Source organism: Mucilaginibacter celer, assembly GCF_003576455.2.
In the GTDB taxonomy this organism is placed as follows: Bacteria; Bacteroidota; Bacteroidia; order Sphingobacteriales; family Sphingobacteriaceae; genus Mucilaginibacter; species Mucilaginibacter celer.
Map to the genome: position 1 here is coordinate 3,379,709 of NZ_CP032869.1, position 25,190 is coordinate 3,404,898.

At 43.1% G+C, this 25,190-nt stretch carries 22 protein-coding genes; 10 read left to right on the forward strand and 12 right to left on the reverse strand.

Going from position 1 to position 25,190, the window contains the following annotated elements; all coding sequences use genetic code 11:
• Window positions 1–29 precede the first annotated feature (29 nt).
• The 3 genes from HYN43_RS13490 to HYN43_RS13500 all read right to left on the reverse strand — a co-directional run bounded on the left by HYN43_RS13490 (window position 30) and on the right by HYN43_RS13500 (window position 1,846).
• Window positions 30–221 (reverse strand): hypothetical protein, encoded by a 192-nt coding sequence (locus HYN43_RS13490; protein ID WP_119409843.1) that lies wholly within the window; start codon window positions 219–221, stop codon window positions 30–32.
• A 10-nt stretch (window positions 222–231) separates the two neighbouring features.
• The gene (locus HYN43_RS13495) at window positions 232–600 is read right to left on the reverse strand and encodes a SpoIIAA family protein (protein WP_119409844.1); all 369 of its coding nucleotides are present in this window, start codon (window positions 598–600) and stop codon (window positions 232–234) included.
• A 226-nt stretch (window positions 601–826) separates the two neighbouring features.
• Window positions 827–1,846 carry a leucine-rich repeat domain-containing protein gene (locus HYN43_RS13500; RefSeq protein WP_119409845.1) on the reverse strand — a complete coding sequence of 340 codons (1,020 nt, stop codon included), beginning with the start codon at window positions 1,844–1,846 and terminating at the stop codon, window positions 827–829.
• A 202-nt stretch (window positions 1,847–2,048) separates the two neighbouring features.
• Here HYN43_RS13500 and queG point away from each other — a divergent pair, with 202 nt between their 5' ends.
• The gene (queG, locus tag HYN43_RS13505) at window positions 2,049–2,981 is read left to right on the forward strand and encodes a tRNA epoxyqueuosine(34) reductase QueG (RefSeq protein WP_119409846.1); all 933 of its coding nucleotides are present in this window, start codon (window positions 2,049–2,051) and stop codon (window positions 2,979–2,981) included.
• A 58-nt stretch (window positions 2,982–3,039) separates the two neighbouring features.
• On the opposite strand, the gene HYN43_RS13510 is transcribed toward queG, so the two are convergent.
• Together HYN43_RS13510 and HYN43_RS13515 are read right to left on the reverse strand one after the other, a co-directional pair.
• A complete protein-coding gene (locus HYN43_RS13510) occupies window positions 3,040–4,278 on the reverse strand; it encodes an NHL repeat-containing protein (protein ID WP_119409847.1) in 1,239 nt (412 codons plus the stop codon).
• A gap of 148 nt (window positions 4,279–4,426) precedes the next feature.
• On the reverse strand, window positions 4,427–5,452 hold the full coding sequence (locus tag HYN43_RS13515; protein ID WP_119409848.1) for a 3'-5' exonuclease: 1,026 nt from the start codon (window positions 5,450–5,452) through the stop codon (window positions 4,427–4,429).
• Between the two features lie 125 nt (window positions 5,453–5,577).
• On the opposite strand from HYN43_RS13515, the gene HYN43_RS13520 reads away from it, so the two are divergent.
• Together HYN43_RS13520 and HYN43_RS13525 are read left to right on the forward strand one after the other, a co-directional pair.
• Window positions 5,578–7,548, forward strand: coding sequence for a transglutaminase domain-containing protein (locus HYN43_RS13520; RefSeq protein WP_119409849.1), 1,971 nt, complete (start codon window positions 5,578–5,580; stop codon window positions 7,546–7,548).
• A complete protein-coding gene (locus HYN43_RS13525) occupies window positions 7,548–9,458 on the forward strand; it encodes a DUF3857 domain-containing protein (protein ID WP_119409850.1) in 1,911 nt (636 codons plus the stop codon). Before HYN43_RS13520 ends, HYN43_RS13525 begins: the two co-directional genes overlap by 1 nt.
• Here the strand turns inward: HYN43_RS13525 and HYN43_RS30895 are convergent.
• A complete protein-coding gene (locus HYN43_RS30895) occupies window positions 9,445–9,573 on the reverse strand; it encodes a hypothetical protein (protein ID WP_281024317.1) in 129 nt (42 codons plus the stop codon). The two genes, HYN43_RS13525 and HYN43_RS30895, sit on opposite strands and share 14 nt — an antisense overlap.
• Window positions 9,574–9,660: 87 nt before the next feature.
• Between HYN43_RS30895 and HYN43_RS13530 the strand changes: the two genes are divergently transcribed.
• On the forward strand, window positions 9,661–10,077 hold the full coding sequence (locus tag HYN43_RS13530) for a hypothetical protein (protein WP_119409851.1): 417 nt from the start codon (window positions 9,661–9,663) through the stop codon (window positions 10,075–10,077).
• Here HYN43_RS13530 and HYN43_RS13535 read toward each other — a convergent pair whose 3' ends face one another.
• Window positions 10,078–10,647 (reverse strand): C40 family peptidase, encoded by a 570-nt coding sequence (locus HYN43_RS13535; protein ID WP_162996460.1) that lies wholly within the window; start codon window positions 10,645–10,647, stop codon window positions 10,078–10,080.
• A 211-nt stretch (window positions 10,648–10,858) separates the two neighbouring features.
• Here HYN43_RS13535 and HYN43_RS13540 point away from each other — a divergent pair, with 211 nt between their 5' ends.
• Entirely contained in the window at window positions 10,859–11,911 is a 1,053-nt protein-coding gene (locus HYN43_RS13540; RefSeq protein ID WP_119409852.1) for a hypothetical protein, read from the forward strand.
• Window positions 11,912–11,921: 10 nt separating this feature from the next.
• Window positions 11,922–15,458, forward strand: a complete 3,537-nt coding sequence (locus HYN43_RS13545; RefSeq protein WP_119409853.1) for a T9SS type B sorting domain-containing protein — start codon at window positions 11,922–11,924, stop codon at window positions 15,456–15,458.
• A gap of 107 nt (window positions 15,459–15,565) precedes the next feature.
• Here HYN43_RS13545 and mutS read toward each other — a convergent pair whose 3' ends face one another.
• Both mutS and HYN43_RS13555 read right to left on the reverse strand, forming a co-directional pair.
• Window positions 15,566–18,175 (reverse strand): DNA mismatch repair protein MutS, encoded by a 2,610-nt coding sequence (gene mutS / locus HYN43_RS13550; protein WP_119409854.1) that lies wholly within the window; start codon window positions 18,173–18,175, stop codon window positions 15,566–15,568.
• Window positions 18,176–18,295: 120 nt separating this feature from the next.
• Window positions 18,296–20,155: an LTA synthase family protein gene (locus tag HYN43_RS13555; RefSeq protein ID WP_245447267.1), complete on the reverse strand. Its 1,860-nt coding sequence runs from the start codon at window positions 20,153–20,155 to the stop codon at window positions 18,296–18,298.
• Window positions 20,156–20,521: 366 nt separating this feature from the next.
• Here HYN43_RS13555 and HYN43_RS13560 point away from each other — a divergent pair, with 366 nt between their 5' ends.
• Window positions 20,522–21,292, forward strand: a complete 771-nt coding sequence (locus tag HYN43_RS13560; protein ID WP_119409856.1) for an oxygenase MpaB family protein — start codon at window positions 20,522–20,524, stop codon at window positions 21,290–21,292.
• 3 nt (window positions 21,293–21,295) lie between these two features.
• Window positions 21,296–22,078, forward strand: coding sequence for a DUF817 domain-containing protein (locus HYN43_RS13565; RefSeq protein ID WP_119409857.1), 783 nt, complete (start codon window positions 21,296–21,298; stop codon window positions 22,076–22,078).
• Between the two features lie 185 nt (window positions 22,079–22,263).
• Here the strand turns inward: HYN43_RS13565 and HYN43_RS13575 are convergent, their stop codons facing one another.
• A complete protein-coding gene (locus HYN43_RS13575) occupies window positions 22,264–22,815 on the reverse strand; it encodes a sugar O-acetyltransferase (protein ID WP_119409859.1) in 552 nt (183 codons plus the stop codon).
• Between the two features lie 54 nt (window positions 22,816–22,869).
• On the reverse strand, window positions 22,870–23,295 hold the full coding sequence (locus tag HYN43_RS13580; RefSeq protein ID WP_119409860.1) for a hypothetical protein: 426 nt from the start codon (window positions 23,293–23,295) through the stop codon (window positions 22,870–22,872).
• A gap of 336 nt (window positions 23,296–23,631) precedes the next feature.
• Here HYN43_RS13580 and HYN43_RS30335 point away from each other — a divergent pair, with 336 nt between their 5' ends.
• Window positions 23,632–24,048, forward strand: a complete 417-nt coding sequence (locus tag HYN43_RS30335) for a hypothetical protein (RefSeq protein ID WP_162996461.1) — start codon at window positions 23,632–23,634, stop codon at window positions 24,046–24,048.
• 75 nt (window positions 24,049–24,123) lie between these two features.
• Here the strand turns inward: HYN43_RS30335 and HYN43_RS13590 are convergent, their stop codons facing one another.
• A complete protein-coding gene (locus HYN43_RS13590) occupies window positions 24,124–24,693 on the reverse strand; it encodes a DUF6252 family protein (protein WP_162996462.1) in 570 nt (189 codons plus the stop codon).
• Between the two features lie 166 nt (window positions 24,694–24,859).
• Here HYN43_RS13590 and ppnP point away from each other — a divergent pair, with 166 nt between their 5' ends.
• Entirely contained in the window at window positions 24,860–25,141 is a 282-nt protein-coding gene (gene ppnP / locus HYN43_RS13595) for a pyrimidine/purine nucleoside phosphorylase (RefSeq protein ID WP_119409863.1), read from the forward strand.
• Window positions 25,142–25,190: the final 49 nt, after the last annotated feature.

A 25,190-nucleotide genomic window follows, 5' to 3' on the forward strand; every position in this document is an offset into this window, starting at 1 on the left:
CATCAAAGTTCTTATATCTCCAACAACTTTTAGAGCCCCTCGCCTGCGGGCCCCTGCCCTGTATTAGACGATTTTACCTTATTTTCTTCGGTTTTACCTGGCTCAGCATCTTCGCTGGCAATTATGGTGTCGTCACCGCTGTTTTCGCCTAATTCATCATTATGCAGATCCGAATCATCATTATTCTTGTCCGGTATCGGCCTGTTATTCAAATTTTCCATAATAATATATTTATTTAGTTCCGGTTACCCATTTAACCGCCTCATCCAGCTCTTCCAGTTTATAACCCTCAAACCTTCCGGGCAGGATATATTTAAAAAGATGACTAAATTCGCGTACACCCTCCTGGTCGGTTACTACAGCTACTTTATTCCAACGGGTAAAATATTTAAGGCCAAGCCTTATGTTACCACACCAGGCACCGGCACTAAAATTTTTGATATTAGTTTCCAGTACCAGCAAAAAATTTATTTTCCCTATGCGTTTTACCTTATCGGCAAGCAGCGGGCGTAGCGCGTTTTCGTAATCATCATTTGTAACATGGCCAACAGCATGCATTCCCAACACATGCGTAGGCAAATATTTAATATGCTGAAGCATGTTTATCAACCTGTACTTTTCAGCATAAAAACAAAAATTGCACCAATAGTTAAACTTTCATTCTTGTTATGAGGTAACAAAATGGTTGCATTGCTGATTCGCTGCAAAAAACTAATCTTAAATCAAACTCAATTTGATTTAAAGTACGTTTCTAAGTGATAGACGCGTTTTAAAATTGGGAAATTAGCCCGCAATTCTATTTTTCCTTTTTTATATATCCTACACGCTAATTTTCATCCAATCCATCTACGTATCCCAATTCTTTTAACTGCAATTTCAATTGTGAATCAACTTTATTTTTAGAGGTATAAAACGCCAAAATTTTCAATTTTGACGGTAATGGCTGTTGAATAAATCTTTCAAAAATGATATTTGTTCTGGAAACCCTGAGTTGATGAAGTGCCGGAAGGTTTTCAAGCCCAGTTAAAGAAGTAAGGGTTTTACAGTTCAGAACCTTTATGTCGGTCAAATTATTAAGTTCTTTGTCAAAATGAATTTTTGGCAAGCGAATTTGGTCTTCAACTAATAGTGTTTTTAACTTATGAAAGCGTCCTATATTTTCTAAATTATTTAACCCTCTTATCCAGGTGAGATTTAGATTTTCAATGTTTTTACCGTCAATCTCGCTAATACTATCTCGACCTCCAAGTATAATGTTCAACTTGCTCAGAATCGGCAATTCGTTTACAAATGATAATGGAACTTTAGATATACTATTTAAGCTGAGATGGTTTAATTTTTTTAAAGAACCTATCGCTTCGATATTCTTAGTATGTCCTGCCACAATCAAATATTCCAAGTTTTTGTAGCTGGATAAATACTTCAAGTTTAAAGCCTTTGTTTTAGTGTCAAATAAATATAACCTGTTTACGTTTTGGAGATTTTTAGCGCTTAGTATATCAGTTTCTTTAAGCTCAAATATACCAATCCCCATTTTTTTTAGATTTCGTAAGGAAGTAATTCTTTCTAAATTATGAGCTTGTCGTAAGCAGTCAATACTTAGTGATTTTACTTCTGGTATTTGGTCGAGAATGCTACAATCAAATGAATTTCGGGAACTTCCATAAAATCGAATAGTCAAATTTTCATCGTATTTTCCAGCTATTTCATTTAGTTTAGATAAGACATCACTGCTATTAACTTCGGAGGAAAACTGCACAATTACTTCTTTATTGTCATCCAGTAATTTTCCAATAACTATTTCATCAATTACATCAGGATCTTGAATTCTGTACGGCGCTCTCATTTAGAAGTTATAAAGTTAGTTTTTGAATAGGAAATTATCATCTTAACTGGCAATGTACATTAATTGGTTTGAAATATGTTTTAAATAATGGGAAAAAACAGGCTATTTTATAATCACGAATATTGGTGGAGGCCGGTGCCCGGCCCATTCAACCCTCTTCCTTAATTTATTCATCAATTTCAATTTATAGTATCTTTGCAGCATGCAGCAAAATAAACAGGCATATAGCCAACTCATTAAAAACGAGGCCCAAAAACTTGGTTTTTTGTTTTGCGGCATTGCCAAAGCCGGTTTTTTGGAAGAGGAGGCCCCTCGCCTTGAAACATGGCTTAAACAGAACATGCATGGCGAAATGAATTACATGGAAAACCATTTCGATAAGCGGCTCGATCCCCGCTTGCTGGTTGATGGAGCGAAATCGGTAATCTCATTGGGAATAAATTATTATACCGATCAAATACAGGATGACCCATCTGCACCAAAAATATCCAAATATGCCTACGGCGTTGATTACCATGCCGTAATTAAAGATAAGCTAAAGCTGTTGCTGCAAATTATCAACGAAAAAATTGGCGAGGTAGGCGGCCGCGCCTTTGTTGATTCGGCCCCGGTTTTGGATAAGGCCTGGGCGCGTAAAGCCGGGATGGGCTGGATTGGTAAAAACAGCAACCTGCTTAATAAAAAGGCAGGTTCGTTCTTTTTTTTAGCCGAGCTGATCATCGACCTTGAGTTGGAATATGACATAGCACCCACTGCCGATCATTGCGGCACCTGCACCAATTGTATTGATGCCTGCCCTACCGATGCTATTGTTGGGCCGTATGTTGTTGACGGCAGCCGCTGCATCTCCTATCTCACCATCGAACTAAAAAATGAAATACCCGCCGAATTTAAGGGCAAAATGGACAACTGGATGTTTGGCTGCGATGTTTGCCAGGACGTTTGTCCCTGGAACCGCTTTTCGGTGTTAAACACTGAACCTGCTTTCATCGCTCACCCCGATCTTCTTCATTTAAAAAAAGACGACTGGCAGGATATCACCCAGGATGTTTTTCAAAAAGTATTTAAGAACTCTGCGGTTAAGCGTACCAAATTCAGCGGTTTAACAAGGAATATCGGCTTTCTTAAAGATTGATAGCCTCTGCATAATAAAAGCCGCTTCGTTTGTATTTGTTAGTTTAACTGAAACTGTGTTAATGGCACTGAGCGTACCTCGCTATAAAGTATCTCCCCTCCGGAAAAGGCATTGTTAGCGTATTTGAGCCGCTGCCCGGGTTAAAATTAACCGTTCCGTAATAAATGCCTATAAGGTATATATTTTCGCCTGCAGCATCTATAGCAAGAGATGTAAGCTCGTTCCGGCTTCGCAACGGGTTTTCACCCGGATTAAGTACGCCATGGCTGCGGATAGTCCATACTATCTGGTTGGAAGGATCATGCTTTTCAACAAAAAAATCGGTTGATATACTACCACCCACGTAAATATTGTCAAACGCATCGGCCTGCAGTTTCAAATTTGCGGTTAATAAAGTGCCTCCTAAAGCAAGGTTGGTTTTTGATACCTGGTTACCATTACTATCATATTTCACAAGGGCATGAGGCTGTCCGGACAGGTAGTTGTAACTCACGGTATAAACGTTCTTTTTGCTGTCTGTAAGCAGGTCCATATCATTAGCGGTTTCGGTACCCTTTCGCCATACCAGGGCACCATTGCTATCAAACTTTACAATGCCCTGCCCTGCATCCGGCTCTTCAACCGGCATATAACCACCTGCATAAACTGCACCATTGGCATCAATATCAAAAGCGTTTGATGTATAATCGGCAGTGAGAATAATACCGGTTAACACGGCCCACTTAAAATTTCCTGAAGCGTCCAGTTTCTGGATGTAGTAAGCACCTCCAACTTCATCGGCAGGGCCGTTATAGGTTAGCGTAAATACACCTGCTCCCGGATCAAAATCATAAGTACCTGCAAACGAGCCAAAAGTATAATAATTGCCCGCAGCGTCTCTTAACCTTTTAACCGAACCCGCAGGTAATGGCGGTATGCCGGCTGTGCTAACCACGTTAGCGGTTAAAAATTTGCCGGTAACATCAAAATGTTGTTGATACGGAGCATTTGCCGACGGAGCCGTAAGGTTTAAAACGGCCGTACCGGGGTTAAAATCGCCGGTACCGTTAAAAAATCCCGATATAAGTAAATTTTTATCGCTACCCACGGTGATATCTGCGGCTTCACCTGTGTTGGCTGTCGAATCGGTAAGTGGTTTTACCCATACCAATGTGGGGAAGCCCTGTGTGCAGGGAGTGGTTACCGTTGTATCGCCATGTCCCGGGTGCGGTAAATGGTGATCCCTATGGCAAGATGTGATCAATGAAACTGAAGCCAACAACAAGGCTATAACCAAAAGATAAAATATTTTTTTCATAGTTTGTAGATTTAGGTATAACTAATTGGTAAGCAATAAAGTTACCTATTATTATATGACATTTAAATACAAACTACTTTGTATTTTTTCAAAAAAAATCCCCGGCCATTTTATCATGACCGGGGATCTTTTTTTGATATCGAAATATTTATCCCTTTTTAAACTTCAGGGCCAATTGCTGCAGCATATCTTCATCAACCGGCTTTGCAGGCTCTTCCTTCTTTTTAAAAGGTTTGTTTTGGTAATTAGGGTTCCTGGTATGATCAGGTTTGGTAAACTCCTTTTTCTGGTACTCTGGTTTGGGAGCTACAGGCTGTTGCTCGGCCGGCTTAGATTGCGCAGCTTTGTTGGCCTGGCGCTCGGCAATGCGTTTAGCATTCCAGCGGTTGTAAATCTCTTCCAGCTTACGTTTGGTGTACAGCGGGAAATCGCCCTGCATCATCCATGAGTAATAGCTTGGCTCAACATTCAATACATCCTCCACACGCTTGCCTTTATGCTTGCCAAAGTTAATCAGCTCTTCACCCTGTTCGTTATAAACCATGCGGCCGGCAAAATCAACAGGTTTGCTCAGGTTGGTAAATACGTGCAAAGCCTCTACTTCGCCCACAACCGGCACCAGCTTATTGCCTTTTTTATCTTCCCATTCTACGTTTTCATAACGTTCAATCTGGGCCAGCAGTACTTCCATGGTGGCACGGGTATCTGCTTCGGCCGAGTGGGCGTTTTCTATTACTTTATTGCAGTAAAACTGGTATGCGGCTTTTAGCGTACGCTGTTCCATCTGGTGAAATATGTTCTGTACATCAACAAAATGGCGGGCATCTAAATTAAAATCAACCCCGGCGCGTAAAAACTCTTCCATCAGCATCGGGATATCAAACTTGTTCGAGTTGTAACCTGCCAGGTCGCTTTCGCCTATAAATTCGGCTATCTCCTGCCCCAGCTCATGAAACCGTTTTTCGTTTTGGATGTGCTCATCATAAATGCCATGCACTAATGATGATTCGAGCGGAATGGGGATACCCGGATGCACACGCCAGGTTTTAACCTCGTCGCTGCCATCAGGATGAAGCTTGATAACAGATATTTCAACTATGCGGTCGGCACCGATGTTAGTACCTGTTGTTTCAAGATCAAAAAAAGCGAGAGGTCGTTTTAGTTTTAATTTCATTTGTGTTGATCAGATATGCAAAGGTTGCAAATGTCCTAAAATTAATCAGCACAATAAATTTTTTAATTCATTTATTATACCGATTTATTATTTATTTTAATAGCCTCCTAATTATCACAATTTATATGAAGAGATTTTTTCTTATCGCCCTCATTTCTATAGGCTTATCAAACTTAGCCAATGCGCAGGATTTTGAGCCGGGCGTGTCCGACAAGGAAATTGAAATGGCCAAATACGATAAAGACCCACAGGCCAACGCTGTTTTTTTAAATGAATTTGGCAATACCCGGATAGATGAGGTTTACGACCACGTGAGGCTGATTTATACCTATCACGCAAAAATTAAAATTTTCACCAAGGAAGGTTTTAACAACGGCACCATCGATATTCCCATTCACCACAATGAAACCGTATCCGAAGATGTTGATGAGGTTACCGGTACCACTTATTATAAAGACGAAAACGGCATCATACAAAAAGCAGATCTCGACCCAAAAAAGGTTTTCACCGTAAAAGATTACAAATATGGCAGCACGGTGAAATTTGCTTTGCCTGCCCTGCACCCGGGTTGCGTTATCGAGTTTAAATACAAGCTGGTATCGCCGTATATCGACTATTTCAGAGATTGGTATTTCCAGGATGATATTCCTAAAATGTACTCGCAGTATGAGGTGCATATCCCCGGCTTCTGGACATTTAATGCATCTTTACGCGGTGTGCTGAAGCTTACCAAAAGTGCATCAGAAGTTGAACGCGAATGTTTTATTTCGGGAGGTTCAAAAGCCGATTGCTCGCATATCACCTACGGCATGCAGGATATCCCCGCTTTTGTTAAGGAAGATTATATGACGGCCCGCAAAAACTTTCTGTCGGCCATATTTTTTGAGCTGGTGGAAGTTACCAATCCTTACACCGGTGTAAAAACCGTAGTAACCAAGCAATGGAGCGATGTTGACCGGATCCTGAAAACGCACGAAAGTTTTGGCTCGCAGCTAAAACGGGGTAGTTTACTTAAAGATTATATAACACCCGTTATTGCCGGTAAAACCGACGAACTTGATAAGGCCAAAACCCTTTACAACTGGGTGCAAAAGCAAATAAAGTTTAACGATTACTATGGCATTTACAGCGAAAATATAAAGAAAGCCATCGAAACCCACTCGGGTAGTGTGGCCGATATTAACCTTACCCTGGTTACCGCCCTAAACGCAGCCGGGCTTAATGCCGAGGCCGTATTATTATCAACCCGCGACCACGGCATGGTTAATACGCTTTACCCGGTATTAACCGACTTTAACTATGTGATAGCCAAAGTTACCATTGGCGATAAAACCTACCTGCTGGATGCTACCGACCCGCTGCTGCAATTTGGCTTATTACCGTTGCGATGCGTAAACGATAAAGGCCGCGTGGTAAGCCTTAACAAACCATCGTACTGGATTGACCTTGGTACGCAGCAAAAAGGCGCCACCACCCGCACGCTCGAGCTTACCCTGCTTGATAACGGCAAAATGAAAGGAACCATAGTTTCTTATTACAAAGGTTACGATGCGTACGACAGACGCAAAGCCATTAAAAAATTTAATACCGTTGATGAATATGTGGAGGATTTTGATGAGAAACAACCGAAGATGAAGATTTTAAAATCAGACATCTTAAACCTCGACAGCCTGGATAACCCTCTACGCGAGACTTTTGAAGTAGAGATTGATGCCTATAGTAACGATAATCACGATAAGCTTTTGTTTAACCCTTATTTTTGGGAAAAACGCACCACTAATCCGTTTAAACTGGCCGAGCGGGATTACCCGGTAGACTGGGGCTATGCATCAGACAGCCGGCTGGTACTGGTAATGCACCTGCCGGCTCAATACACCATTGAAACGCCGCCGCAGGTGGTGGCTTACGGTTTGCCAAATAAAGGGGGTATGTTTGCCACCTCGTTTGAAACGCAGGATAATAATACGTTCACCTTCTCGAACATTACACAGTTTAACAAAACGGTTTACGATCCGGCCGAATACCCTTATCTTAAAGAATTGTTCAATAAGATCATCCTTACTGAGAAAGGCGATATGATCTTCAAGAAAAAATAATGAAGACATTTTTAGCAGCACTGTTTATATTATCGGCAGCAACCAGCGTTAAGGCGCAGGACAATTATGATGTCTCGCTGATTTCAAAAGATTTATTGCCTTATGCTGGCGCAGTAGTGCGCACTGAGGAAACCACCGTGGAGGTTAAAGATTTCGACTATACGCTTTGCCATGTAAAAAAGGCCATCACTGTATTAAATAAAAACGGAGAGGACGATGCCGGTTTAGTGGTATGGTATGATAAAAGTTATATTATTAAGGATATAAAAGGAATAATTTATAACCAATGGGGAAAGCCGGTTAGCAAATTTTCGGAAAGTGATTTTGACGACAATAGCGCTCACGACGGATTTTCGCTTTTTACCGATTTGAAGCTGAAACACTATCAGCCCCGGGCTATCGAGTACCCTTATACCGTAAGCTATGAGTATGACATCAAATCAAAACAATCGCTCGATCTGGAAAACTGGCACCCCCTTGTTTCTGATGGTGTATCGGTTGAAAAAAGTTCATACACACTGATTTGTAAGCCCGATTTTAAAATCAGGTACCGGCCAACTAATTTGCCGGTAAACCCGGTTATTGCACTCAATAAACAGGGACAGCAAACCTATACCTGGCAAATAAGTAATTTAAAAGCATTAAGAAGTGAGCCATATAGCCCGGTTTACCGGGAAAGAATGCCAAGTCTTAAAATAGTTCCGGAAAAGTTCACCTACCGCGGGATAAGCGGATCATTCACCAACTGGAAGGAGCTGGGCCAGTGGCAATATGACAAGCTAAATGCCGGCAGGCAGCAGTTATCGCCGGTAACGGTGCAAAAAATGAAGGAACTCACCGCCTCCATTACCGACCCAAAAGCCAAAGCCCGCAAAATATATGAGTATATGCAGGGCAGAACGCATTATATCAATATTTCGGTTGGTATTGGCGGCTTACAGCCATTCCCTGCTTCGGATGTTGATCAGCAAAGCTATGGCGATTGCAAGGCCTTGGTTAATTACACCCAGGCATTGTTGAAAGCGGTAGACATAGATTCGTACTATTGTGTAGTAAAATCGGGAAGCCAAAAAATAAGTCTGCAGCCCGATTTTGCAAGTTTAGACCAGGCAGATCACGTGATCCTGTGCCTGCCATTTAAAAACGATACCACCTTTTTAGAGTGTACCAGCCAGAATATGCCCTTCGGCTTTTTAGGAAACTTTACAGACGACCGCATAGTGCTGGCCTGCACCCCACAGGGCGGCAAACTGATCCATACCCCCAAATACGCTGCCCAGGTTAACCTCGAGCAGCGTAAAGCCTCATTTACGCTAAACGCCCAGGGCGATCTTTCGGGCACAATGGTCACTAATTTTAAAGGGGTAAATTATGAAGACCGCGATGGTGTGATTTACGAATCAAAAACAGATCAGCTTAAAGATCTGAAAAAGATCTACCCGATCAACAACCTCGAAATTGAGAGTTCTGATCTGAAGCAATTTAAGGTAGATCAGCCCTACACCACAGAAACGTTAAAAATTACGGCATCTGAATACGGATCGGTTAACGGTGATAAAATTGTATTTATGGCCAACCCGGCCAACCGTATCAGCACGCCGCTGCGCGAGGTACGTAACAGGCACAATGATGTTCACATTAATCGTGGGTATACCGATGAGGACGAAATTACCTACACCATGCCAGCCGGATATAAAATTGACCTGCGCCCAAAAAACATACAGCTTGAAAAACCTTTCGGCAAGTTTGAAGCCAGCGTTACCGTTAATGGCGATAAAATTATTTACAGCCGCAAACTGCAGATAATTGACGGTAACTACAGCAAGGAGACATACCAGGATATGGTTGATTTTTATCAACAGGTAACTGATAGTGATGACGACAACATCACCATTGTTAAAGGTAACTAAAGATAACTATACCGAGGATAATGCCGATAATCATGATGACGTAAAGCATGATCTCGTTACCGGCAAAGCGTTTATACTTTGTCCAGAATGAATAGTCGGGTTTATTTTGCTCCATTACGGCGTAAAAATACCCAAATTTGAATAGTATCGGGCCTGTGTTTTTAATATTTGAATAAACAGGATCTCCTAAACTTAGCTGTTGATGAAAAAGTTACTTTTTTTGGTTGCATGCACCATCTGTGGTGTAAATTTATATGGGCAAAGCATCACCTTTGATAATCTGCATCATCTTTTAAAGGAAAAGAATCCTGATTATCTTATCAATAAGCCATTTTTGTTTGTTAAAGACGAACGGCCATATCCTATTCCCCGGTTTATTAAAAACGCGCATGCACTAAATGAAGAAGTTATTGATTACAATGCAAAAGGCGCCACATATCAAAGCAGGAACAAGGCTTACATTACCACGTTAATTAAACAGATAAAATATCCCCTTATTTTAAAAGACAGTAACGGGCCATCAGTATTTTATCAATACGGCAACACGCATGTTACGATTATGATAGACGTTTATAAAGCAACCGATAAAGGCGGAAACATAACCATCACCGAAAAATAATTAGTTACTCATCCCCGTAGGCAAATTTTCTATCGACCCGGCTCTCGAAAAATATTTGTAAAGAGATGGGTCGCGCAGCCTTACTATAATTACCCCACGGCGCGAACTGGCATGTACCACATAGCCATTTTGCAGGTAAACACCTACGTGGCTAAACTGCTTTCCGTCAAAATCAAAAAAAACAAGGTCTCCCTCTTTTAGCTCATCCTCATATTTTCGTTTAATAACGGTAATTTGCTTACTGGTCATCCTTGGGATGGTGATTCCGTACACCTGCTGCTCCAGCAAAAACGTTAAACCCGAGCAGTCGATACCATCTTTATCCAGGCCGCCAAATTTATAGGGCGTGCCCATCCATTGGTCGATAAAGGCGTAGAGACGACCGTTTTGAATATCGCTCCTGTCAACACCCATAATTTCGGAGTATTTTGAAGCAATATCGCCCGAAGGCTTCACTACATCGCCGGGCTGCCCCCGCATTGCAGCTTTACGGCTATGACATGATGATAAAACGGCAACCGATACAAATAATAATAAATAGTAATATAACCGGGGAACGGGAATAATCATGAAGTAAAAATAGTACAAAGAGCAACAACAGTCCCGCTCATATTACCAACATATCCACAATTGTGAATTTTATAATACTCATGATCTACCCGGATACAGGTATTTTTAATAATATAACATCTGCGTTACAATAAATAAAAACACCTATTACTATATTTAAGCTATTACTTTACAGCAAGATAACACTTATAATTAATAACTAAACTTTATCATGAAAATGAAAAAATCTTTACTCCTGGCGGCATTCGTGCTGGTTTTTGCATCGGTATCAAACGCAAAATCATGGCGTGTTAACAACAATGGTTTCTCGGCCAATTTCACCTCATTAGCTGCCGCTGTTGCCGACAACAATGTATTGAGCGGCGATATATTGTATGTGGAAGGTTCAGCAAAAGGTTACGAGAGTATAACCGTTAATAAAAAACTTACCATCATAGGTCCAGGTTATTGGCTTTCACAAAACCCAAATACCACAACCAACGTTTTGAGCGTAGCTATACCCTATGTACAATTTGGCGAAGGATCTGACGGATCGACTCTTATGGGCGTACAGATAACCAGTTCGTCCGGTATATCTATCCAGGCCAATAGTATTACAATTAAACGCTGTTTAATTAACCAATGGGGAATTTATATCGGGTACAACATATCAGACATTAAAATACTTCAAAATTTTTTTGCGAACCCCAGCAACTACACCGGGTATAACGCCATTAATTATAGTTCGAGTGCGTTTGCTACCGACGTAGTTTTTAACAACAATATTGTACAAACGGAATTAGTTCTTGATTACAACTATTCACTTTTAGAATGCAGGAATAATGTTTTTAGCATGCCTGCCCGGGGTACTAACGCGGTACTTAAAATGATAACCGGTACTTTCCAAAACAATATTATTATCAATTCAAACGCGGTTGTTGATATCAATAACAAATCAAACCGCAATGCATCATACAACGTAAGCGCATCGGCCAACAATCAATTTGGCACCGCCAACAATAACATTGTAGTTACCAGCATACTCAGTTTATTTGTAACCGGCGCAACATCAAATGATGCAGCCTATCAGCTGGCAACAGGTTCGGCTGCCAGCGCAAATGGATCTGATGGTACTGATCGCGGTCCGTTTGGTGGTGCGGCCGAAAGCAACAGGTATACGCTTTCGGGTTTGCCGCCTGTTCCGGTAATTTATGATATCAATACAACAGGTGTAACCACTACCACTACACTACCGGTAACCATTAAGGCCAGGGTAATTAAATAACCAAAAGGCCATGAAATGTATATTTTCGCTACTGCTCCTGCTGTTTGCAGGGGGATTAGCCTCTGCACAAAACATTGTGCAGATTGAATATTATTTTGATACGGATGCCGGCATTGGCGGCAACAAAATAGTGAGTGTAACCGCTGCTACCGATGGCTCGTTTACCTTTAACCCGGATGTATCTGCCCTAACTAAAGGCTATCATATGTTGTACACCCGAGTAAAGGACAGTAACAACGGCTGGAGCCAAACCGTCCGCCGCTCGGTTGAGGTGCAACCAGCGCCGGTTACCACAACTGCGCTTACCGGCGAGTACAGCATTGATACCGATGCCGGTATTGGCAACAACAAAGCTTTCAGTATAACACGCAACGCGCAGGACGCCGGTAATTTTAATATCAGCGTTACAGGTGTAGCTGCCGGTTATCATACGGTATATATACGTTTTAAAGATGCTTATGGCGTTTGGGGGCATACTATCAGGCGTTCTATCCAGGTGATACCGGCAAACAACAAACTGGTTTCGGGCGAATATTTTGTGGATAAAGATCCGGGGATTGGTTTGGGAACCGCGATATCATTAAGCGCTCAAACCACAGATATTGCGCAGCAATTTGCAGCGCAGGCCTCGTCATTAACCGAGGGATACCACAAGCTATATGTAAGGTTTAAAGATGCCGCCGGATTCTGGAGCCACACATCACGCCAAAGCATAGAAGTAATTAAACAACCCGGTGTAATTAAAATTATAGCAGCCGAGTTTTTCTTTAAAACAGATCCGGGCATAGGCAAGGGCACTAAACTTACCGTACCTGCAACAAGCAGCGATACGTTGGCGCTTGCAATACCGGCCAATGCAAAATCGGCCGATATTGATACGCTGTACATCAGGGTACGTGATAACCGCGATAGTACCCGGTGGTCATACCGGGCCATGAAACGGATGGTAAAGGCGGCGCAAACCATCACCTTTGCAGCTGCAGCTACCAAAAAGTTTGGTGTTGCCGATTTTGATCCCGGTGCCAAAATATCATCCAACATGCCCTTAACCTACACCAGCAGCGATACTACTGTGGCAAGCATTGTGGCCGGTAAGGTTCACCTCAAAAAAACAGGGACAACCATACTATCAGCCTCGCAGGCAGGCAATATCAGTTTTAAAGTGGCAACCACAGTTAAACAAACACTAACTGTAGCCAAAGGCGATCAAACCATAGCATTTGCCGCACTGCCGGTTAAAACTTACGGCAGTGCCGATTTCGCTGTATCCGCCACGGCTACATCCGGCTTGCCTGTAACTTTTACCAGCGCAGATACAACCATTGCCAGCATTGTAAATGGTAAAATACATATTAAAGCAGCAGGTAAGTGTAACATTAAAGCATCGCAAGCTGGCAACAGTAATTACAATGCGGCAAAGGATAGCATTCAGGTGTTAACCATTAACAAAACCGGTCAGCAAATTGGTTTCCCTGCAATACCTTCGCTTGCGGTAGGTGCTTACGATTATACACCAACGGCTATCGCCACATCTAATTTGCCGCTTACTTATACCAGCAGCAACACCGCGGTAGCAACCATTATTAACGGCCGCATACACGCAGTTGCACCCGGAACCGCTATTATTACCGCAACACAAGCCGGCAACAACAATTACACGGCGGCGGTAGCTCAAACCCAAACGGTAACTATAATTAAGGGGAACCAGACCATCGGTTTTAGCGAATTCCAGCCCGTGGCATACGGCGCCGCCGATTTTGCGCCTAAAGCTTATGCAACCTCGGGGTTGCCGCTTAGCTTTAGCAGCAGTAATACCGCGATAGCAACAATTATTAACGGGCAGGTTCATATAACCGGGGCGGGAACAGTCAGGATTATTGCATCACAGGCGGGCAACACATCATACAATGCTGCCCGCGATACTTCGATGCTGCTTACAGTAAGCAAAGCCTCGCAAACTATCACTTTTTCAGTTTTACCTGCTTTACAGGTTGGCGCTGCGGATATCACGCCTTCAGCTGGTTCGAGCTCAGGACTTGCCGTTACTTTTGCAAGTAGCAATACAGCAATAGCTACCATAGTTAATGGCAAAATCCATGCTGTGGCCGGCGGAAGTTGCACCATTACCGCTTCACAAACCGGCAACGGCAACTACAACGCGGCCGCTGCAGTGAAACAAACTTTAACCATAACCAAGGGTAGCCAGGTTATTACCTTCGCGGCACTATCGCCGGTAACTTTCGGTTCGGCAGATTATAGTGCCGGGGCAACGGCAAGTTCAGGACTAACGGTGAGTTATACCAGCAGCAATAATGCCGTAGCCACTATTGTTAACGGTTTAATCCATGTTACAGGTGTAGGCACTACAAACATTACGGCTTCGCAGGCGGGTAATACAGGCTATAACGCGGCGACAAGTGTGATTAAATCACTAACCGTAACTAAAGCCAACCAACAGATTACCTTTGCCGATATCACGCCGCAACCACCCGGCACGGCCGATTTTAGCGCCGGGGCGACTGCAAGTTCGGGCTTAGCGGTAAATTACACCAGCAGCAACCCTGCAGTTGCAACTATCGTTAACGGTTTAATTCATATTACGGGTGTAGGCACTGCTAATATAACAGCTGCACAAGCTGGCAATGCATACTACAATGCTGCCGCAAGCGTTGTAAAAACGTTTACTGTAACCAAAGCAGGCCAGCAGATTACATTTGCCACAATACCTGCAACACCTTATTTAAGTGCAGATTTTGCGCCGGGGGCAAGCAGCAGTTCGGGTTTAAGCATTACCTATACCAGCAGCAATACGGCTGTGGCAACTATTGTTAATGGCCTTATCCACATTAACGGTTTAGGCAGCAGCGTAATCACAGCCTCTCAGGGAGGCGACGCCACTTACAATGCGGCAGCAAGCGTTAGTCAAAAACTTACGGTTGTTAAAGCCAAACAAACAATAACATTTGCCGTATTAGCCGCAAAAGCATACAACGCACCCGATTTTGATGCCGCAGCAACAGCCAGTTCGGGCCTACCGATTAGCTATACCAGCAGCAACACGGCGGTAGCCACTATTGTTAACGGGCTTATCCATATTACCGGTTCAGGAACAACAGTTATACAGGCAACCCAGGCAGGTAATACACTTTACGCAGCTGCACCGGCAATTAATCGTACGCTTACCGTAAATGCCAAACCTGCCGGAACATCCGTAAGTACACTGGCAATAAGCTCAGAAAATAACGACAGCACTGCCGAAACCCGGCTTGCTGTAAAACAGGCCGTATCTCCAAACGGAGATGGTATTAATGATGTTTTGGTTATTGACGGCATAACAGCATACGCTGAAAACACGGTAACGCTGATTGACCCTAACGGATTGAAGATATACGAACGGGCTGGTTACGACAATCAGCAGGTAGTATTTGACGGACACTCATCGGTAACGGGTACCATGCAGAAGCCAGGCACCTATTACTACCTCATTACCTACAAAACCACCACCGGCTGGAAAAACTTAAACGGTTATTTTGTGCTGAAATATTAAAGGTGAATAATCTCATAACAAAAAACGGGACCAGTATTGGTCCCGTTTTTTGTTATGATAAACCTGCCAGAAATCAACGAAATCAGCGTAATCAAAAAATTCAACGGTCAACTCTTCACCACCCTTTGGATCTCATCCAACTTCATTAAAGCCTCAACGGGGGTTAAAGTATTTACATCAAGATTGTTCAGCGTATCGCGGATTTTTACCAATACCGGATCATCAATCGAAAACATCTGCATCTGTACAGCCTGTTTTTGCACCTTGCGGATACTCTCCTTAATATGCTCGCCGCCGGTGCGCTCGTTTTCAAGTTTTTTCAGGATCTCGTTGGCGCGGCTCAATACCTTGGATGGCATACCGGCCAGTTTAGCCACGTGGATCCCGAAACTGTGCTCGCTGCCGCCGGGTACCAGTTTACGCAGGAAAATAATTTGCTGGCCAACTTCTTTAACCGATACATTAAAGTTTTTGATACGGTTGAATGAATTGCTTAATTCGTTAAGCTCATGATAATGCGTGGCGAACAGCGTTTTAGCCCTTGCTGTTGGATGATTATGCAGATACTCGGCGATAGACCAGGCGATGGAAATGCCATCATAAGTTGAAGTACCCCTGCCAATTTCATCCAGCAGGATCAGGCTCCTGTCGGACAGGTTGTTGAGGATGCTGGCCGTTTCGTTCATCTCCACCATAAAGGTCGATTCGCCTGATGAAAGATTATCCGAAGCCCCTACCCTTGTAAAAATCTTATCAACCAAACCGATGGTAGCTTCCCTGGCCGGTACAAAGCAGCCCATCTGGGCCATCAGCACAATTAAACCGGTTTGCCTTAACAAAGCCGATTTACCCGCCATGTTAGGACCGGTAATGATGATGATCTGTTGCGTTTCCGAATCAAGGTAAACGCTGTTGGTAATGTACTCTTCGCCTATCGGCAGATTTTTTTCGATAACCGGGTGGCGGCCACCTTTAATATCCAGTACCTTACTTTCGTTTATCTCCGGCTTAACATAATAGTTTTTTATAGAGATGCTGGCAAAGTTAAGCAGCACATCCAAACGGGCAATCAGCTGGGCGTTAAGCTGGATAGGTTTGATATACTCTGCAAGCGAGTACAGTAAATCGTTATAAAGCTGCGTTTCGAGGGCGAGGATCTTTTCTTCAGCACCTAAAATCTGCTCTTCGTATTCTTTGAGTTCGGGGGTGATGTAACGCTCGGCATTTACCAGCGTTTGCTTGCGGATCCACTCGGTTGGTACCTTATCACGATGGGCATGGGTTACCTCAAGGTAATAGCCAAACACATTATTAAATGATACTTTGAGCGATGGAATGCCGGTAAGCTCGGCCTCACGTTTCTGGATCTCCAGCAGGTAGCCTTTTCCGCCGAAAGCAATTTTACGCAGCCTGTCCAGCTCGTCATTAATCCCCTCATTCATTACCGAACCTTTTACCAGCATCACCGGCGGCTCGGGGTTTAGTTCACGTTCAATTTTTTCGCAGATCAGCGTGCAGGGGTTTAGCTGCTCGCCAATGGCACGCAATGGTGCGCTTTCCGAGTTTTCGGCTATGCGTTTAATCTGTGCTATGGCGGTTAGCGCCTTTTTAAGCTGGCAAACCTCGCGCGGGTTGGCTTTTTGCAGGCCGATTTTGGAGATGAGCCTTTCTAAGTCGCCTATTTGCCGAAGGAATTGCAACAGTTCTTCGCGCAGTTCTTCGTTGCCTATCAGGTACTCAACCACGCCTAAACGATCATTAATAGCCTTGATCTGTTTAAGCGGCATCACTATCCAGCGGCGCAGCAAACGGGCTCCCATGGGCGAGCAGGTATGATCAAGCACATCAACCAGGGTCATGGCGTTTTCGTTGGCCGAACCTACCAGCTCCAGGTTACGGATGCTAAACCTGTCGAGCCACAAATACCGGTCTTCCTCAATCCTGCTGATAGCCGAAATATGGCCAAGGTTGCGGTGCTCGGTTTCGTTAAGATAATGGATAGCTACGCCGGCAGCTATAATACCTAAGTTCAGTTTATCAATGCCGAAACCTTTAAGCGATTTTACACCGAAGTGTTTAAGCAGGGTTTCGTTGGCATAATCGCCGCTGTAAGGCCACTCGTCCAGGGCGTAGGTATAAAAGCGGTCGCCGTAGGTATCCTTAAAATCGCGGGTGCGGCTTTTGGGGTAAATCACCTCGCTGGGCGAAAAACTTTGCAGCAGCTTATCAATATAATCGCTGTTGCCCTGGGCAGTCATGAACTCGCCGGTTGAGATATCTATGAGCGCAATACCGATACTGTTTTTTTCAAAATGCAGCGAAGCAAGGTAGTTATTGCTTTTTTGATGCAGGATATTATCGTTAGTAGCAACGCCGGGGGTAACCAGTTCGGTTACGCCGCGTTTAACGATAGTTTTGGTGGTTTTGGGATCTTCAAGCTGATCGCAGATGGCCACGCGCTGCCCGGCCCTCACCAGTTTGGGCAGATAGGTATCCAGCGAGTGGTGCGGAAAACCGGCCAACTCAATATGCGTTGCGGCACCGTTGGCCCGGCGGGTAAGTACAATGCCTAAAATACCGGCAGCCTTTACGGCGTCTTCGCCAAATGTTTCGTAAAAATCGCCCACCCTAAACAGCAGCAAAGCACCGGGGTACTTTACCTTTATAGCATTGTATTGCTGCATTAAAGGGGTTTCTTTGGTAGTATCTTTAGCCAAGCGGTTTATCCTTTTAATTAATCGGCTAAGTTAATGCATTGGCAGGGGTTTTAGGGTAATGTGGAAAATTTGGGGTGATGTGGAATAAGTGATATGCCGGGACGGCCACCTATCGTTAAACTACCTCGCCACCATCTTCCCATTCACAATCCTATCCACATAATCCTGTATCAAGGCCTTACAATCCTGCATGCCCTTTTGCATTTCGGGATTTAATCCGCCCGGCATCAGGTTTTTATCCAAACCTTTATCCTCTACCCCAAAAATCCCGGTAAAGTTTTTTCCATCAAACAGGTAAGTGTAATTGCCCTGCATAAACTGGTAAATATTACCTGTGGAGTTAATGAGTTTGGGCTGCTCATTGGGCAGGCTGCTCACTAAACTCCTCCCCCATGAGCGGAAGGGTTTGTGATAGCCGGTTAAATCGGCCAGGGTTGGGTAAATATCCATTTGTGATGCCAGGTCGGTGCGGATGCCTTTTAAGTTGTAGGCGGGGTTGGCGCTGTAAAATAATATAGGTACGGCAAAGCGGTTAACCTGTTTGCTGTATTCAGGGTAGTAGGTTTGGCTGGTATGATCGGCAGTGATCACAAAAATGGTGTTGCTATACCAGGATTGCGTTTTGGCATAGTTAAAAAACTCCCTTAACGCATTATCGGTATACTGCACACATTTATCAATAGCCAGCGGCCCGCCGGTAAACCTTGCTTTATATTTTTCGGGAAGCTGATATGGATCATGCGATGAAAGGGTGAATAGCGTAGCCATAAAAGGCTGCTTTTGTTGCGTTAAATTACGCCCCATAAACTGAAAGAATTGTTCGTCCCAAATCCCCCAGATGCCGTCAAAATCACGATCATTATTGTACTCTGTACGCCCATAATAATGCTTATAGCCCAAAATGCTCCCAAAACCCTGAAATCCCATCGAACCATTGGCCGCACCGTGAAAAAATGAAGTTTGGTACCCCATATCATTACAAACCGATACTATCGACTGGATGTTTTGCTTGGCATAAGGCGATGAAGTGAACGCGTTTTGAAAAGACGGAATCCCCGCCAATACCGAGGACATAGCGTGGATAGATTGCCTGCCTGTAGCATAGGCATTGGTAAATATCAAACTACTGTTTGATAAAGAATCCAGAAACGGCGTATACGATTTAAAGCCCGGAATAGCTACATCCCGGTTCATGCTGCCCCAATATTCGCGGGCCATACTCTCTAATATAATGATCACCACATTGGGTTTTGCGACTGGCTGGCTGCTATATTGTTTTATAGGCTTTACATTGGTACTGATATAGGCATCATCAACCCAGTGCTGCAATTTATAGTTATTAGTACCCAGCGTACGGAAAATTGCAAAAGGGGTATTCAGCACAATATCGCCCTGGTTGGGGATGGTGATGTGCTTATAGGCATCAACCATATTGATGGGCCTGGTGCTGTGCTCAAAATCGCCACGGATGCCGCCAATAACCAACGTAAGGATAACAAAAAACGACACCACCGATGATAAAAAATACACCTTATTATCGGTTACCGGCTGTGGTTTTAATTTTACCCGTTTATATAACCAAACCCAGCAAACCGAACAAATGATAAACAATGCCACCACATACCAATATGCTTCAGAAAAATGGGTAAACAGCAGCTTTTTATTATTCTCGTCGGCCAGCACATCAAGTGTAGCTTTGGTTGATCGTACCTGGCTGAAGCGGTAGTAAATGATATCTACAAAATTGGTGGCATAACAAAGCAGGTTGGTGATGAAGTATAAAACAGCCATCCCCTTTTGAAAGCCTGGCCGGGTATTTACCTTTAATGGTAATACGCTGAGCAATATAAACAAACTGTTGGTATACAGCAGGGCCGTGGTATCAAAAGCCATACCGTAATAGCACAACTTAAGCAGCGCCCAAAAACCATCAACCGCAAAAAGATGCGTGTTAAAGGCAAAGAATAATACCCTTGCCATAAAATAAAACAAATATCCTAAAAACAGCCTGTATAAAAGCACTTTATACTCGGCTAATCTCCATTTAGCTCCCATTAAAAATCAAATGCTACCGGTTGTACCGGACCCGGACCAGGCAGGAAGGTCTTGCCCTGTTTACCTATTGAGGAGCGAATGTAGAAAAATTTAAATAACAATTATTTAATGCAAAATCAACATTTAATTAATGACATATCGATTACAAAAACCATCCATCATGGCTTTAAGCTAATATCAGTTGCGAATTGCCCCTATTATACAGTTCCCGGCATAATCATACATCGGCATACTATTTTCTTGGAAATTAAAATCAAATGATTTAACTTTGAGATGCAAAGTACTTTTACAATGACATATTTCGTAGATAAACATTCCATAGTACGCCGTATCTGGGGCAAAGCAGATACAGTACTTTTTATATTTGCAGGCGCTGCTGCCGAGTTTGCTTTAAACAAGGCGGTAGACTGGCTCTACTTCACCGGCAAACTCCCTGCCGACCCATTAGGCCGCCTGTTCAGCACTGTTGATTACTCGCGCCAGATCCTTTTTTCGGAGCATGAAGCCGCTTTAAAAGCCATCGACAGAATAACAGCCATACACCATGGAGTAGAAAGTGCCCGGGGATCGCAAATACCGGATTGGGCATACCGCGATGTGTTGTTCCTCCTTATTGATCTCTCCATCCGTTCGTACGAATTACTGGAAGTCCCTCTTACCGGCCGCGAAAAAAAAGAGGTGTTTGATGTATTTAACCGCATAGGGCAACGCATGCAATTAAAAAATCTGCCGGCAGATTATCTCCAATACCTGCAAATGCGCCAAACACATCTTGAGCAAAACCTGGTAAAAAGTGAGTTTACAACCGATTTATATCGACAGTATCGAAAACACCTCGGCCCAATCCGTTACCTCATTCTTAAACAGGCGCAGTTATTAACCGTTCCTGAACAGGTAAGCCGCCAATTACCCATTGGCAGGCTTGCCTGGTTGCGGCCTGTTTTAAAAGTATACAAGGCTGTTAAGCACCTTAAACCTGGCAGGCTTTTCAGGGATGCATTGCTGCCTGTTCAATACAAAACCCGCATCCGGCAAATGGATACAGCGTTAATTATCAATTAAATTATGAAAACCATCATTAACCATTCAGGCACTTTTGTTTACCAGTTGGCACTTTCGTGCCTGTTTCCGGTTTTGGTGTTTGTAATGCTTGGTTTGTCGCATCTGTTTGCAGGCATCCTGCCCCGGTACGATTTTATGCTGATGACCTGTTTACTTATCCAAGCTGCGCTATATTATACCGGTATTGAAACCAAAGATGAAGTGCTGGTAATTTGTGTTTTTCATCTGCTTGGCCTTTTAATGGAACTGTTTAAAGTGCATTACGGATCATGGGTCTACCCCGAATTTGCATATTTTAAAGTTGGCGGTGTGCCGCTTTACAGCGGTTTTATGTATGCCAGCGTAGCCAGCTTTATGTGCCAGGCCTGGCGCCGGCTTAACCTGCAAATAGTGAATTGGCCCTCTCACATTATTACCCGTACCATTGGCGCACTTATCTATGTTAATTTTTTCACCAATCATTTTATAATGGATGTACGCTATGCCGTCGGTGTATTAATCTTATATTTTTTTAGGCGGTCGGTTGTCATTTATTACCTGCAAGGCACTGCTTACCGCATGCCTGCTATAATTGCCTTTATACTGATTGGCTTTTTCATTTGGCTGGCCGAGAACATAGCCACCAGGCTGGGTGCCTGGAAATACGCCTATCAGCATCATACCTGGGCTATGGTCAACTATCAAAAAATAAGTTCCTGGGCTTTTTTGGTAATTGTTAGTTTTATTATAGTAGCCGAATTAAAACTTTTAAAAAAACAAACAGTTCCATCTATCTTACCAGCCTGATTATTATTGTGAGCGGTGAAGATGCAAAGCATTTCCTGCCATTTGCATAAAAACCGGAATCTTAAATCTCAAAGTAATTTTTGAAATCATAAAACAATCTATCCCCCGATAAAAATCGGCGCAATCAAAAATCAATCGGTGTAACCCGCCAAAAAAATCCGAAATCGAAAATCCGAAATCCGAAATCATAACGCCCTGATCACCCGGCAGGGATTACCGGCGGCTAAAACATTTGCCGGGACATCTTTGGTTACAACGCTGCCGGCCCCAATGGTAGTGTTATCGCCAATAGTAACACCCGGACAAACAATTACCCCACCGCCCAGCCACACATTGTTGCCGATAGTGATCGGCGCTGCATACTCGGGTCCTTTAATCCGTTCGGCAGCTATTACAGGATGATAAGCTGTGTATAGTTGCACGTTGGGTGCAAGGAAAACATTATCGCCAAAAGTAACTTTAGCACAATCAAGCACAATGCAATTAAAATTCATGAACAGGTTTTCGCCGGCGGTAATGTTAAACCCATAATCGCAGTAAAAAGGAGATTGAATATCTATATTGCCTTTAAAACAACCAAGCAGCTGTTTTAAAATCGCTGTTTTAGTTTCTTTATCATCATATCCTGCTGCGTTGTACTCAACAAATAAGGCCCGGGCTTTTGAACGTTCGGCAACCAGTTCGGTATCGCCGGCATTGTAAAGCTGGCCGGCTATCATTTTTTCAAGTTCGGTCATCAGGGCAAAGGGTTGGTTTGTTATAAAGGTAATGTATAACCGTCAATAAAGCATTTACAGTTTTATAAACTGGTTGATGGCATTATAAATTACAAAGTCGTTACCCTCTATATGCGTGGTGGCAATACAAACGGTTTCTTCAAAAATATCGTGTCGGTTAACCTTAAAACAAATCCGGATACCCCATCTTATTCTTTGATAGCTGATGCCGGTAACATCATGCCAGTAAATCACCTTTCCATCTATAAATGATGTTAGTTTTTCATCATCAAGTTGCAGGGCAATTTTATCGCGCAAATCATAAGTGAAACAGCGTTTGCAAAAGCTTATTATTACAAAAACGAGTGCCGTTATAATGGGTAGTATTTCGGGCCAGTTATCTTTTTTGAGGCGTAGCACACAAAAAACGGTCATGAACGATGGCACAACAATGCCAAAAACCCATAGGGATTTACTGTATTTAAATGTAACTATTTTCATTTAGGTGCGGAACAAAAAGCTGGTCGAACTTTTAATCCTGGTCAAACATAATTGTGATACCAATTTAAAGTTTAAAACTTTTCCTTCCCCGCAACTCAACCCTCATTGTGTGCTGAAAGCTGAAAGCCGAACGCTTAAAGCTTTTTCAAAATCTTTTTACTTTATAAGCTGAAAGCCGAAGGCTTAAAGCTTTCTTCGAACTCCTCTGCTTTTTGCTTTCGGCCTTCGGCTTTTAGCTTGCCCCCGGTTTCAGCTCAAAATCAAATTATCGAAAACTATTAAATGGAGCTATTGTCATACTAATAGTTAATCTTTCATAAACTAAAAGAAATAATTATGAAAAATCTAAGAATCGCGGCCGCTGCTGTTGCCCTGTCTATAGCCGGCTCATTATCATTTGCAGGAGTTCATCATACCACTATAAATACTTCTATTATCAAAAAAACTGCTATGGTTGCCGATACGGATACGGTAAAGAAAAAGAAACCGAAAAAACAGGAAACCAAACCCAATAATCCAACACCAACAGATCCAACAAGGGTACCTATGCCGGTGCCTACGCCAACCCCTGTTCCGCCGGCACCTACGCCTGCGCCAAGCCCTACGCCAACGCCAAACACCCCTAACCCGGTGCCGCAGCCAAGCACACCAAATCCTAACCCGCAGCCTAATATGCCAACGCCAACCACGCCAAGTCCGAGCCCGCAGCCAAACCCTTCGAGCCCGACGATGCCGACCGGCCCTACTCACTAATAACGTACAGGTTATAAACAATAAGCCCCAGATTGCAATGCAATCCGGGGCTTGTTGTTATTCTTTTATTAAACGTTAGTTACTCACGTGTGTAAACGTGTAAGGCAGATTAGTAAATGAACCACCCTGAACTTGTGATGTTTCTATTGATGCAATAGTACCATCGGGGTTATAGTTTACTTTTTTGGCAGTAAGGTTGTAAGTTCCGGTAATTACATTTTTTGTAGGGTCAATAGCCGTGATAATAACTGTGCCTAAACCCGCATCTACGGTGCCCACCTGATTGTAAACAGTACCATCGGCCGATGTAAGATAAGCCATTCTTAACTTATTGGTAGCATCAACACGATAAGTAGCAAGCGGAAAAGTATTGACATCAGTAGCACTGGCGGCATCGGCCAGCGTAATCGTCCACCTAACGCGCTTAAGATCGGCTGTACCAACCACGCTAAAAGTTTTGGTTTTGGCACCGGCATCATAATTTATGGTAGCAGTAACATCATCAGGAATCCATGAAGTACCGTTTATAGTGGCAGCAAGTATTTGATCGGAGGTAACAGAAGCAGAAGTAACAACGTCCTTTTTACAGCCCTGGAATATTATAGCTGATAAAACGAACAGCATCAATAGTTGAATTTTCCTCATATATAAATTTTATGCAAATAACGATGTTTAAGAAGTAATAATTACAACTGAAATTACTTTTTTCACATATTTTAACATTCGTGGTTTTGCGTACTTATGATAGTTTAAGCGCCAAGTATAATACAAATCATTTTATTTACCCATATTAGGCGGCAAATTTTTAAACATGATAAACGTAAACGAATACTTTGAAGGTGCAGTTAAATCGCTGGCCTACACCACTCCGCAGGGTCGCTCAACCATAGGTGTTATTGAACCCGGCGAATACGAATTTGGCACCTCAAGCCATGAAACCATGACGGTTATTGAAGGTGCGCTGGAAGCGTTATTACCTGGCGCAAGCGAATGGAAAACTTATACTAACGGGCAAGTATTTGAAGTTGAAGCCAATACATCTTTCAAAGTAAAAACCAGCGTGCAGAGTTCGTATCTGTGTGTTTATAGGTAGACTATTTTGTCTGAACCGTGATTTGGGTTGATTTTGGGGATTTGTTGGA